General features: G+C 55.4%; 11 protein-coding genes and 5 pseudogenes. 6 read left to right on the top strand and 10 right to left on the bottom strand.

Going from position 1 to position 12,289, the window contains the following annotated elements:
• The first annotated feature begins 365 nt into the window (after positions 1 to 365).
• Complete coding sequence (locus tag AACY45_RS26435; RefSeq protein WP_339548358.1) at positions 366 to 623, top strand: hypothetical protein; 258 nt, start codon at positions 366 to 368, stop codon at positions 621 to 623.
• Between the two features lie 274 nt (positions 624 to 897).
• On the opposite strand, the gene AACY45_RS26430 is transcribed toward AACY45_RS26435, so the two are convergent.
• Together AACY45_RS26430 and AACY45_RS26425 are read right to left on the bottom strand one after the other, a co-directional pair.
• A complete protein-coding gene (locus tag AACY45_RS26430; RefSeq protein WP_445261225.1) occupies positions 898 to 1,377 on the bottom strand; it encodes a cupin domain-containing protein in 480 nt (159 codons plus the stop codon).
• A gap of 482 nt (positions 1,378 to 1,859) precedes the next feature.
• Positions 1,860 to 2,267, bottom strand: coding sequence for a hypothetical protein (locus AACY45_RS26425; protein WP_339548356.1), 408 nt, complete (start codon positions 2,265 to 2,267; stop codon positions 1,860 to 1,862).
• A 303-nt stretch (positions 2,268 to 2,570) separates the two neighbouring features.
• Between AACY45_RS26425 and AACY45_RS26420 the strand changes: the two genes are divergently transcribed.
• On the top strand, positions 2,571 to 2,786 hold the full coding sequence (locus AACY45_RS26420) for a hypothetical protein (protein ID WP_339548359.1): 216 nt from the start codon (positions 2,571 to 2,573) through the stop codon (positions 2,784 to 2,786).
• A 148-nt stretch (positions 2,787 to 2,934) separates the two neighbouring features.
• Positions 2,935 to 3,663 carry a metallophosphoesterase family protein gene (locus AACY45_RS26415; RefSeq protein ID WP_339548355.1) on the top strand — a complete coding sequence of 243 codons (729 nt, stop codon included), beginning with the start codon at positions 2,935 to 2,937 and terminating at the stop codon, positions 3,661 to 3,663.
• Between the two features lie 640 nt (positions 3,664 to 4,303).
• On the opposite strand, the gene AACY45_RS26410 is transcribed toward AACY45_RS26415, so the two are convergent.
• The gene (locus AACY45_RS26410) at positions 4,304 to 5,023 is read right to left on the bottom strand and encodes a helix-turn-helix transcriptional regulator (RefSeq protein WP_339548354.1); all 720 of its coding nucleotides are present in this window, start codon (positions 5,021 to 5,023) and stop codon (positions 4,304 to 4,306) included.
• Between the two features lie 161 nt (positions 5,024 to 5,184).
• Between AACY45_RS26410 and AACY45_RS26405 the strand changes: the two genes are divergently transcribed.
• From AACY45_RS26405 to AACY45_RS26395, 3 genes and pseudogenes are all read left to right on the top strand, one after another.
• Positions 5,185 to 6,153: an alpha/beta fold hydrolase gene (locus AACY45_RS26405; protein ID WP_339548352.1), complete on the top strand. Its 969-nt coding sequence runs from the start codon at positions 5,185 to 5,187 to the stop codon at positions 6,151 to 6,153.
• A 182-nt stretch (positions 6,154 to 6,335) separates the two neighbouring features.
• A pseudogene (locus AACY45_RS26400) lies at positions 6,336 to 6,895 on the top strand (transposase); the annotation flags it as partial.
• A 14-nt stretch (positions 6,896 to 6,909) separates the two neighbouring features.
• Positions 6,910 to 7,083: pseudogene (locus AACY45_RS26395) on the top strand (LysR substrate-binding domain-containing protein); the annotation flags it as partial.
• Positions 7,084 to 7,327: 244 nt separating this feature from the next.
• Here AACY45_RS26395 and AACY45_RS26390 read toward each other — a convergent pair.
• From AACY45_RS26390 to AACY45_RS26360, 7 genes and pseudogenes are all read right to left on the bottom strand, one after another.
• Positions 7,328 to 7,787, bottom strand: a pseudogene (locus AACY45_RS26390) (tyrosine-type recombinase/integrase); the annotation flags it as partial.
• 77 nt (positions 7,788 to 7,864) lie between these two features.
• Entirely contained in the window at positions 7,865 to 8,080 is a 216-nt protein-coding gene (locus AACY45_RS26385; RefSeq protein WP_339548351.1) for a helix-turn-helix domain-containing protein, read from the bottom strand.
• An 8-nt stretch (positions 8,081 to 8,088) separates the two neighbouring features.
• Positions 8,089 to 8,640: a DUF2975 domain-containing protein gene (locus AACY45_RS26380; protein ID WP_339548350.1), complete on the bottom strand. Its 552-nt coding sequence runs from the start codon at positions 8,638 to 8,640 to the stop codon at positions 8,089 to 8,091.
• Positions 8,641 to 9,103: 463 nt separating this feature from the next.
• Positions 9,104 to 9,283: pseudogene (locus tag AACY45_RS26375) on the bottom strand (phage late control D family protein); the annotation flags it as partial.
• Between the two features lie 52 nt (positions 9,284 to 9,335).
• The gene (locus tag AACY45_RS26370; protein WP_339548349.1) at positions 9,336 to 9,542 is read right to left on the bottom strand and encodes a tail protein X; all 207 of its coding nucleotides are present in this window, start codon (positions 9,540 to 9,542) and stop codon (positions 9,336 to 9,338) included.
• A pseudogene (locus tag AACY45_RS26365) lies at positions 9,517 to 9,711 on the bottom strand (phage tail protein); the annotation flags it as partial. The pseudogene AACY45_RS26365 and the gene AACY45_RS26370, both read right to left, overlap by 26 nt.
• A 137-nt stretch (positions 9,712 to 9,848) precedes the next feature.
• Positions 9,849 to 12,191 carry a phage tail tape measure protein gene (locus AACY45_RS26360; protein ID WP_339548347.1) on the bottom strand — a complete coding sequence of 781 codons (2,343 nt, stop codon included), beginning with the start codon at positions 12,189 to 12,191 and terminating at the stop codon, positions 9,849 to 9,851.
• Between the last annotated feature and the right edge of the window lie 98 nt (positions 12,192 to 12,289).

The following is a 12,289-nucleotide window of genomic DNA, read 5'->3' as shown; positions in this document are numbered from 1 at the left end:
GCGCGAATAGCCCATCATGGCCCTGCATCGAATCGATGCCAAAGTCAGAGGCCGAATATACGTGTGCAGTCGGCACGGGGGCCAAAGCGAAGGGGCTTGCAATGAGGAGGAGTCCATATACGGTCATTCTCAGAAGTCGAAAATCATAGGAGGGCCGCACAACCGCAGCCCTCTACCTACAATCCTTCCTTTCCGACGATTAGCACGCTGTTTCTTCTCGCTATAGGAGAAACCGGCCGCAGATCGTTGTCGTATCACCTGCAGGCACACCGTTACTATCAAGACGCTGATACGGTGGGCTATGGGAAAGCTTGGTGCCACGTGGTGTCTTTTATTGCAGAGATGGTGAGATGAGCGTGAGACCCATGCTTGGTCTGTGGGTGGTGGCTGCAATGGGCTCAGTCATGTTGACGCCAGCGTCAGCGGATCACTGGCGAGGCGGACGCGAGGGTGGCGAGTGGAAGGACGAGTACAGGGAAGAGATCAAATGCCCGAATGGCCGCGGCGCCAGTTGGCGTCGCGGCGAGTGGAATGACGAATTCCGGGAGCACGGCTGCAAGGTCAAGATTGAAGCCAAGCGAGATGAGTACAAGAAAGAGATCAAGTGCGATGGCGATGATTGATCGGTTGCTCGAGCGCCGCGTGAAACGGCGTAGTCAGCGCGATTAGGCGACAGGCAGAAAACGGCTATACCCAGGAACGTCTGCTCACCGCCCCAAGCTCCGGGAGCGACAGTCAGTCTGGGTCGAAGAGCTCCGATCGTTTCGTGTTGCAACCGAACTCAAGAGAAGCAGCATTGATTTCATTCAATGCGCACAGTCAGGGACTGGTCACAGGGCCAGGCGCGCGTGCTCGCCCAAGCGCCTGCGTGATGGTCGGAATACCAGGTAGATAAGGTCACTTCTTCCTGGGGTCATCCGCGGGGTTGAGAAAATTGATACCCCACGGGCCGGCCCCATGGATCTGTACGACAGTTTCTTCTTGGGTAAATACATACATCGGCATACCAACAGGCATGATCGTGATACCGCCCGGCGTGTAGGCCCTGGCTTTGGCGGGGTCAAATTTGTCGCCGACTCCTAGGTGAAAAGTGCCGGAGATTACGGTGACACGTTCCACTACCGGGTGAGTATGGACACCTATTTTAGAGTTGGCAGGTAGCTTGAGTCGAAAGGTAAGCGGATCTGCAGTTTTCAGGTTGCCTTCAATAACTACGATTTGGGCGCCAGGTGCGACCGATGGCGCATCAGACCATTTGAGATCGGAGGGTAGAACTGATATATGGCCCGCCATCGGTTGCTCAGCGCTCGACACAGGTAACGTCATGAACGCGGCGAGTGTGAACGCGCACACCACAAAGACTCTTAATCTGAACATTTTCTGCTCCTTTCGAGCGGAACAAATGTTGCCAAACGTTATCACCATTTATTAAAGCTACCTTGGGGCAATAAGCAAGGTGGCCTATTGTTAAAGCCGCGACCGTTAATCACCGTCGCTGCCTGCGGGATACCGTCTACTACAGGACGACGCTTACTGATGACCGCTATGGGTCGGTTGCAGCCCTTCGCAACAGGCAGCAATTGGCCAAAAGCAGCCGGTCGCCAGCGATTCGGCTCTTCGCAGAGGATCAAATGAATTTTGGACAGGCCCGGTCTCCCCTTTCAACATACCGTTGCTAAAAGCCCTTACACTGGACCTTGATCCCTGGGGTAATCTGGAGAAAGAATCCGAAGTGAGCATAAAATTGGGCTGAGTTAATACCTAACACTGGACTCGTAATCGTCATTGAGGACGAACCGGTACTCCGGATGCTTTTGGAGGAAACCACGGCACAATTTTCTCAAGCTTTCATTTAATAGTTACTGACTGGGTTTGAGCTTTAACTCTTGGCACCCGCCAGTTGGCAAATCAAAGCCGATCGCCACTCGTTCATAGGGCCATCCATTCAGCATTAATGACGTCATGATCGCACCGGGACATGCTTGCGCCAAATATTTTTCAGGGCTAATTGCGTCACGGACTATATTCGAACCTGTCTCTTCACAGTTGTGGGAGGTAGTGAGAGCCCTCAGAGTTGTCCCCGGGGGGCAAACCATGACAGGAACGAGTGTCCAGGGTTGAGTAGAAAAAAATCCGTGTTGTGAATCGATCTGCGTTGGCTGGACTGTTGTCGGTCTAGGAAACTCAGCCTGAGCCGTCGTTATCGTCAATGCGCCGGTGATAAAATATAGAAACTTGGCAAAACGTCTGTTCAATTTCAGTTGCATAAACGCTCCTCTAAAAAACTCGAACTTTTCAGTCGCGACGCAGCTGTCCAGCAATATTTTCGATCCAAACCTAACCCTAGCCCATAACTGAACAGTGTGAAAACCGCTTCTAGTTCTCATGCTGCGGGAACCATGCAAGCCCCTTTGTAATGGCTATGTGATTATTGGCACTCGCTGTAATCGAATGCACACAAGCGCATTGCAAATGCGTGAGAGAGTCACGCAAATGTCTCCCCTCTCCCGGCGTCCTGCCGAACGAACATCACTCCCAACTCCCCTGCTACGCTGAAAACTCCACGGAGGATTCGCCATGCCAAGTTCGACCTGCTCCCTTCCCTGCTGTTCAAGATCCATGAAAACCAGCTTGCCCTGGAGGCTGCCATCATGGAGCTATCCAACTGGGTGGAGACTCGCGGCTCGGCAGACGTCGCCGATAACGTTCGTGGCGCTCTGGACACGATCGACCGTAACGAGGAGTTCATCAAGCTGACACTGGCCGTGCTCATGACTCCGGAGTGATACCAGCTCACACTTTCTGCAAATGACCGCGATCGGGAGACGCCCCTCCCAACAGGCAGGAATCGGCCAGAAGCTGCCGGTAAGGATTGAGGCAATAGCTCAAGTTCGCCTATCATCGAAGGCTGTACTGGCCCAGTGGAATTTCACATTGAAGATCGCAGTTATCTCTGACATTCACGGTAACCTGAGTGCACTTGAAGCTGTTCTGGCTGACATTCAACGGCGCGGTGCCGACATGATTGTGAACCTGGGAGACATTCTGTCGGGTGCGCTCCAACCTCGCGAAACCGCCGATCTACTCATGTCCCTCGGATTGCCGACTATCAGGGGAAATCATGAGCGTCAGGTGCTGGGGCGCGTCGAAACAATGGGGCCGTCGGATCGTCATGCTTACGAATCGATCAGCAACGAGCATAGAGAGTGGTTGAAGTCGCTGCCCGCCTCAATCGAAATGGACGATGTACTGCTGGTTCACGGTACGCCATCCAGTGATTTGGAATATTTTTTGGAGACGGTCGATGAGAACGGATCCAGGGCAGCCTCGACTAGCGAGATAACGGCCCGGCTGGGTTCAGTTACTGCTGACCTCATTCTGTGCGGGCACACTCATATTCCCAGAACAGTACGGTTGGGGGATAGGTTGATCGTAAATCCTGGCAGTGTGGGGCTCCAAGCTTACGATGATGAGCGACCGTTTTCTCACGTTATGGCCACCGGTACACCACATGCCAAATACGCCATAGTAAGTAAAGAAAATGGACGATGGACCTCTGAACATCTCTCCATACCTTACAACTGGGATACCGCAGCAGCACTGGCCATAGACAATGGTCGACCGGATTGGATAGTTCCATTGACTACCGGTCGCGTTGCTTGAGTGAAAGGTATGGCAGTAGCTTCCGAAGGTCCTGTATCGAACCCACCCCCCCAGGGGCGTTTGTTTCATCGATTCTCGGGCCGGTACTACGAGGACGTTGCTTCCGACGGATTACTGACCCTCATGAACGGCGGGTATCGCCCGATTTCTGTATCTCGCAACCGTCCGCTTTGGGTCGATTCTGTTGAAAAAGTCGGTTCGCCCAAAACGCTCGAATACTGATGGGTAAAACACCTCTTTTGCGTGCTGGCACGTGAAATCCGAGTCGTGAACCTTCTGCCCAAAGCACAGATTTCACGTAGCAGCGTGTAAAAAAGGCGTTTTCACCGGCCAATATTCAGGCCATTTGGGCGAACCGACTTTTTCAACAGAATCGGCCAAAAGCTGACCTTGAAAGCAATTAAATATGTATGTCCCCTTTACCATCTTTGAGCAGCCACACCAGCGGCCGCCCTTGGGGTTATAGAGGGGGCGTTTGCGAAGAGTGTGGACCTACGTTAATGGCATTGCTGCCGTTCGTTCAGTGCGCGGTGAATGAAACTGAAGAGCCCAAATTGCTGATTATCGGCACTGCGGCGAACGTCCGCTGCTTTAGTGGGTGCGGATATAGAGGTTAGATGTTGCCTCGTATTTAGAAACACTAGCGCTGTGAATTATCCAGAGGTCGGACGCCATCATCGAAAACGACGTTCCGCTTTCGAAACGTCGTTCCTTCGATACAGTATGGTTCTCTGATCCTGTCCATGCGGAAATGCCGGAAATCTTCACGTGCAGGATCCCATGCCACTAGATACCAGAGTGGCGGCAGAATCAACATCGCTTGCGGCTCAACCACACGTGTGCTGCTTTCACCTTTCGCATCGCGGTAATTGAACCGCAGATGCAGGCGCTGAAGAAAGGCTGCCTCAAATTCCGGAAGCAAGCCAGGGTCCATTGTTCCGATAGTGGATCTGTCCACCTGCGGGGCAAGTTCTCCAATATACAGGCAGTCCAGAAAATGCCGCAAATCCCGAATTTTGTCTGACGGCAGTGCCTTTTCAATCTTTGCAAGCCCGGTATCTGCAACGCTTGAAAATGGTAGATTTCCCGCCGCACGCATAGATGCCACGCTGATCAAAAGCGCAAAAATCTCAAGCACCGAAAGACGTGGCGCGGTCTGAACTGAACGGGGGTCAAGTTGCAGCCCGCCGCCGCGACCAGGTTCAGAGCAAATGACAAAACCCTGTTCTCGCAACGCATTAATGTCACGTAACAGCGTGCTGCGGGATGCCCCTACCTGTCCTGCGAGCTCGGCAATGGTTGATGATCCGTTGCGGCGGAGGCTGCGTATGATGGCTTCTTGTCGAAGGCGAACATTCATCTTCTTTGGGTCAATAATCAAAGGTGTCAGATTTTGACACCTTTACCTCGTAGTTTACGAGTGTCGACGCCAGCTGGATGTCTGGCACGAATCCTCGGACCTACCGGCATCAAGTGCTGCGCCGCTGCCTGATCGCCCATCCAAACCCAAAAGGAAGATAAATGTTTAACTCCAACGGCTTTCCCCAGCCCACTTTGATCTCGGTAAACGGTGTTGAGTTGGAAGTTTTTGAATCCGGAAAAGAAAACTTTGGAAACCCGATCGTACTTTGTCACGGCTGGCCGGCGCATGCCTTTTGCTGGCGGTATCAATTGCCAGCGCTTGCGACCGCTGGCTATCACGTCATCGTGCCGAACCAGCGTGGGTATGGCAATTCTGCACGGCCGACTGACGTGACCGCATATGACCTCGCGCATTTGACTGGCGACCTTGTCGCGCTACTTGATCACTTCGGATACGACGATGCCGTCTTTGTCGGCCATGATTGGGGCGCTAATGTTGTCTGGGGTACGGCGCTACTGCATCCAAACCGGGTGAGCAAGCTCATCGCGCTCGCACTTCCCTATCAGGAGCGGGGTGACATCCCGTGGGTGGAGTTGATCGAACGCTTCATGGGGCCTGATAACTACATGGTGCATTTCAACCGGTACCCCGGAGTGGCGGATGCGATCCTGGATCAAAACAGGCAACAGTTCCTTCGAAATCTGTATCGCAAGAGCGAACAAACACAAGCACCCGAACTAGGAATGGCAATGATCAACTTGGCTGAGGCTGAGGCTGAGGCTGATACCGGAGAGCCGCTCATGACAGATGCCGATCTGTCTGTCCTCGACGCCGCGTTTGAGGTCTCTGGCTTCACGAGCAGCATCAACTGGTATCGAAATCTGGACCGCAACTGGCATCTCTTGGCGGACGTTGACCCGATTGTTCATCACCCCGCCCTAATGATCTACGGGGACCGCGATACGATACCAAAGTCCCCAAATCTGAGTGACTTTGTGCCAAACGTCGAGGTTGTCAGTCTGGACACAGGCCACTGGATTCAGGAAGAAAAGCCACAAGAGACAACCAAGACAATTCTGGACTGGTTAAAGCAGTCGTCTGCAAGCTGCCCCTCAAAAGAGCAATAACTCATTTGCGCCCTCTGTCATAACTGGAGGGCGCATACGAACGCTGAAGCAAACACGATTGAAGAGTCTACCTTTTTCGTCACTCCGTCGCCTCGAAGCTCACCGCCTCTAAACACCGTATCAGCGTCTTGATAGTAACGGTGTGCCTGCAGGTGATACGACAACGCTCTGCGGCCGGTTTCTCCCATGAGGTGTCCAACGTTGGTAATGATCGTGGGCAACTGAGCAATATGGCGAATCGAGCGCGTGAAGAAATCGAGGCTGAATCGCTAACGGTGGTGGCCGACCGATGCTATTACAAAGGTCTGGAAATCCTTGCTTGCGAGCAGGCCTGCATCACTGCCTTCGTACCGAAACCCCTCACATCTGGCAGCAAAGCCGAAGGCCGATTCGGCAAGCAGGATTTCATTTATCTAATTGCGTCGGACGAGTATCGATTGCGGGGCCGTTACTAACCAGGCGGCATTCGTCGATGGAAGACGGCATGTTATTGCATTGTTACTACTTCTCGGGCTGCCAGTCCTGCTCAATGCAAAGGCAATGTACGACGGGTAAGAAGCGCCGCGTAAGGCGCTGGGAACATGAGGCGGTAGTCGACGCGATGCAAGTTCGGCTAGAACATGATCCAGCGATGATGAGGGTTCGTCGACAGACCGTTGAACATCCGTTTGGAACGCTCAAGTACTGGATGGGAGATACACACTTCCTGACCAAAACCCCGCCGAGAGTGAGCACTGAGATGATGCGTGGCAGCACTATGCCCAGGAAACCGGTATTGTCCTGAGCAACCCAGCGATGGGCGCGCGCTACGATTTGCATGCGATGTTGATTGAGGCCGCACTGACTGGTCTCGGTGTGGCACTCGTACCGCGCCTGTACGTGGAAGCCGAGCTGGCGCAAGGCCGGCTGGTTGCGCCATGGCCGCAGTAGAAAAATGTTGCCAAGACCTTTTGTCTCGTATTGCCTGAACCCCTTAAGCTGAGCCGCGCGCCCATCCAGGAATTTGCGAATTGGCTGTTGGAGGAGGCGCAGGTGAAGTAAGGGCATGCGAGTGCTGATCCCCCGGGTGACGGTGTCTATGCACGACCAGTTATTCGGTGGGTAGGTGATACAGGTTCTGTGCCTGCTTTTGGCCGGTTAGCGACGGCCTGACTTCGACCGTCGCTATGCATGGTCAAACCTCAGTTTGCTCCACTATCTCCAGGGTGTCGTCGACCTCAATCCCCCGATATCGAACGGTGCTCTCCAGCTTCGTAGGGACGAGCAGCAGTTGAATCGCCCGCAGGCCCTTCTTCCTGCAATAGATCAGTGATGCCTTCGTACGCCTCATTGTCTGAGTGCCATGCATGGCCGGAACAAGGCCAACGGCTTTCACCCAGCCTTTGACGATACGAGCGTATTGACGAGTGGATAGATGGTTTGAGGTAGGCAGCCGGCTAGAAAACAGGCAGTCCTCGCTGCGTAGCTGGACCTAATGTATCCAGGCCGCGAGAGCAGACCGTGTTTGCTCAGTGATCTCGAACTGCACTGGCCGCTGCGTTTTCTGCTGCATCATCATGGCTCGTGATAATACGTACGTCGCCATGGGCGACGTCGCGCACGCGGAGCTTGGTTAAGCCCATAGCTCTCAGTTTTCGATGTGTGCAGTGTGTTTCACACAGCCTAGAGCCGAAGCTGCCACTCCTTAGAAATGGCTACAAACGTGGAAAAATTATTCTTCCACTGCGGGTTGATATTGCAGCAGGTCTCCGGGCTGACAATCTAGGAAAGCGCAAATCGCTTCTAAAGTCGCCAGACGTATACCCTTTACCTTTCCCTGTTTCAGCAAAGAAAGGTTCTGCTCCGTAATACCGATTGCTGACGCGAGATCCTTGGATTTGACCTTGCGCATCGCCAACATGACATCCAGCTTGATTTCTATCGACATATTGGTCCTTAAACGAACTGCTGGTTCTCACGCGCTAACACGCAGGCATCGTGGAGACCGCGCGCAACAATCATCACGGAGGCTGCAAGGAACAAAGCGACCAACTGTGATGAACTGAAGCCGAAGCTCAACAATCTATCGCCCGCAGGGCGTAGGAAGGTAATCCAGACACTCATGATTGGTTCTAGCAAGCAGCTGAAGAGTACCCACAAACTGACGTATTTACCGACCGACCCCAGCAACTCAGCAGATTCTGGCGCAAAATACTCCCCCCTGCTATACGACTGAAATAGACGGCGCAACGCGAGCAATCCCTTGGCTAGGATCAATAGCGGGATGCTTGATAAAACAATCCCACCGAATATTTGCCATAAAGGCATTTGTAGAGTGTCCGCCTTCAACCTTCCCGTCATGGACGTCAGATTGAAGTCTAGGCCGTAGCCACTCATTTGACTCGGAAAGAACCAGCATGCGGCATTAACTAGCAACATTGCGACAATCAGCACCAAAGTGGCTGTGGCCAAAAGTCGACTGTGATTTGCCAAACGATCTGTTTTCATCGAACAACCCTTCTTACCCGGCAGTGTATAAATAGATGCTTGAAGCATCCCTGACTATGCTATCGACCAATACGCAGGAGGCGGACATGTCATCCACAAAGCCTGATCTGGCCGAGCAATGAAAATGATCGTATAACAATAATAAATGACTGTAAATCGATAATACACTGTCGTTTACGGTTGGGCGCGATTGAAGGTTCGGTTTCAGAGGTGGTGGGTTCTGAATGTCGGCTCCTGGCCGATTCTGTTGAAAAAGTCGGTTTGCCCAAAACGCTCGAATACTGATGGGTAAAACACCTCTTTTGCGTGCTGGTACGTGAAATCCGAATCGTGAACCTTCTGCCCAAAGCACAGATTTCAATCTCAGGCGCGAACTTTTATGCTGTGGAACCCGAAGCCGACTTTTTCAACAGAATCGGCCGATTTCTGCCAGTCACGACGGACTGCAGTCGACCTAGTCTGTCATCTCAATACTCGCACCACGCGCAGGCAACTCCACCGCCCCGTCGCGGTCATCAATCCGCAGTTCGAACGAGTCCGAGGCCATTCCCGGGCGGTCGGCAAGCTGCAGCGAAACCAGCCGATCATTGATCAGGGCGCTGATGTCAGCGCCATCAGCGACGATACGAAAATGCGGTTGCATCACGGCCTCCAACACAAGAAAAAGCCCGCACTCGGCGGGCTGGGTAACGGGATCAATCCCACAGTGAAATCACACTGTCGGTCTCGACCACCAGATCCGGCAGCGTGATCAGCACACCGGCCCGGAACGGCTGCGGCTCATAGGCCAGGCCCTGATTGGCCGCCAGCACCGCTTCGACGCTGCGGTTCAGGTGCCCGTAATAGTGGTGGCACAGGGTGTCGAGCAGATCCCCATCAGCCGTTCTGCAGGTCATCGCCATAACGGACAAACTCCAATGAAAAGCCCTGCTTGCGCGGGATCGCCCCGGGCAGCAATGAGCTTTGCTCTTCTTCAATATTGGTCAAAACCCAGTTGCCCAGCACCTCGCCATAACCGGTGGTGAGGTTCAGCGGCAGCAACTTGGTACCGATGCTGCGCAGTCTATCCAACTATAGGCCCGGTCATTGACTCGAGGTCGGTGCGTCCGGCCTCTCCGGCGTCAACCATGTACTTCAGCCCGCCCTGCAGATGTCGCAGGTAAGTTTTTTCATCCGCCATATCACTTCCTCAGCCAACGTGTGGCGCATCAAACAACTGGCGCGCGCGCTTCCCGGGCGAAGTCTTCAAACTGACGGCGCAGGTGTGGCATCAGTTCCTGGACCAACTGCGCCGGGTCTTTCACATCACCTTGCACGGTAATGCTTGGCGCCGGAGCAAAGGTGAACTGCTGGTCGACCTTCGGCCGGTCGGGCGGCTTCGCGACCGTTGCCGGCATCAACGCAGCCGCCGTGACCGGTGCCACCGGGGTGCCGGCCATCGAGCGCACCACGGTGCCAACCGCTGGGCCAGCGGGCATGGGGAACATACCGAGCGGTGCTTTCGGTAAAACCATGGCCGTGTCCGGGCCTCCAAACAATGCCTTGCCCACGGTCGCGCCCAACTCGCCACCACCCCAGCCCCCGAGCCAGGCACCGATCATGCCGCCAATTGCAGTACCCAGCAGCGGCACAACCGAACCGATGGCTGCACCCGCTGCCGTGCCAGCCAGACCACCGGCAAGCCCTCCCGCTGCATCACCGTAGCCCTCCGCCTTGTCATCGCGGGTGCTCGCGTTCTGGTAAGTGTCCAACGCCTGAGCACCGGCACCGAGTGCCACCAGTGGCCCGCCAACCTTAAGAAACCCGACGCCCCGGGACATCCTGCTTGTCGGGCCTTTGCCCTTGCCGCCCTTCCCTTCTTTACCGTGATCCAGCCCGCCACCCCCGACGTCATCCGCGTTGGTCACGAACACCCGCTGCACGATGCCCGACTTGCCGTTGACCGAGCCGCGCACGATGTTCACCAGGCCCCGACCAATCTTCAACGCAGCCCAGGCCTTGCCCAGCACCAACGCTCCGGCAGTGAGTGCCGTCAGGCCCAACACCACCTTGGGCGTTTCCTCGGACAAAGCGGTCAAACCCCGCGCCGTCGCGCCGATCCCACTGGCCAGCGCATCGGTGGCAGGACGCAGTGCATCCCCGATGGCTCGCAGCGAATCGTTGAACGCCTGGCCGGTTTCGGCCCAGCGTTGCGACGAACTCTCGCGACGCTCGGCCAAGTTCTTGTCGAGAATCTCTTTGCGCTGGCCGTTGGGGTTCGAGGCGTCCTTTTTCAGCGCCGTGTAGAGTTTTTTGTTCTGGGTGTACGCCATCAGGGCGGTCTTGACCTGCATGTCGGCGAACAGATCACCGGTACGCAAGGTGGCGGCTAAAGCGTCGGCCATCGCTTGCGCCTTGGCCGGGTCCGTCTCGTGACTGATCTTGGTCAGCCCCTGCTGCAGCTGTTTGGCTTTTTTCGGGTCGGTCTTTTCCACATACCGGCGCGCCAGTTCGAAACTGGCTTCGAAGGTCGACAGCCCCTTGGCTATCGCGGCGTTCATCGAGCCCTGATAGTCAATCCCGGCATCGGCATAACCTTTGACCGTTTCCCCCGAGCCGATTTTCGCGACCCAATTTTTCAGGTTGTTTGCCGCCTCATCCGCACTACCGGCGCTCTTGATCTGCACCTGCAGCATGGCGCCCAGCTGGGTCACCGCCTCCTGGCCGGTGATGCCGCTGCCGGCCATCTGGGCCAACAACTCGGGAAACCACTTGGCCATGTCGGCGGCCTCGAAGCTGCCTTGCTGGCCCAGCAGCGCCACCGAGGCCAGGGCTTGTTCCATTTTCTGAGGATCGGTGATCTTGGCGTTGTTCTGCATCGCCAGAATCATCCTCGCCGTGTCGATGCCTGACGCGCCCTGCCCGACCGCAAATTTCGCGGCCACCGGGGCATATTTCAGCGCCTCGGTCAGCTCCATGCCGCCACCGACCAGTTGGTTCACCAGGTCGGCCACCTGGGTGTTGGCCATGCCGGTGTCCTTTGAGGTCTGGACGATGTCCCGGGCGGTGTCGACTTCCTGCTGGGTATTGGCGGTACCGGACTTAATCGCGATATCGCGCACAATCGCCTGAAAGTCCGCGCTAATCTTGGTCGGCACCGCCGCCAGGGTGGTGCCGGCCACCGCCGTGCCAATGCCGCTGCGCAGGCTCTCCCGACCCTCCTCGACCTGGCCCATCCCTTTGGCCTTGAACTCGGCGCTGCGCACCACCTTACCCAGGGCTAGGTATTCCTGACGCAGACGCCCGACCTCGACCCCCTGCTTGCGCAGACTGTTGGTGTTGGTTTCGAGCTTCCTGAGCAAGGCGTCGGCATTCGCCGCCCCGCTTTCGTGGGCTCTTTTCCACTCGCTGCGCAGTCGCATGGTCTCGCCGATGACTTTCTGCAAGCCCTTGGCGCGGGTGGTTTGCGCCTCGAGCTTTTTCATTTCGCCGCTGACGTTCTTGAAGGCAGCGCCGAGCGAAGAGTCGACGGCGCCACCAATCACCAGCCCGAGCGAGAGTTTGTTGGCCATGGAGGTTACCTGTGTGCGATGGGGATCGGCTCAGTCCGTGAGCCACCAGACCATCTCGGAAAACGACAGGCCCTGGATCTCGGCCGCCGAGAAATTCA

This window comes from Pseudomonas sp. RA_35y_Pfl2_P32 (assembly GCF_963970735.1).
In the GTDB taxonomy this organism is placed as follows: domain Bacteria; phylum Pseudomonadota; class Gammaproteobacteria; order Pseudomonadales; family Pseudomonadaceae; genus Aquipseudomonas.
This window is presented reverse-complemented; position numbering and strand designations above follow the sequence as displayed.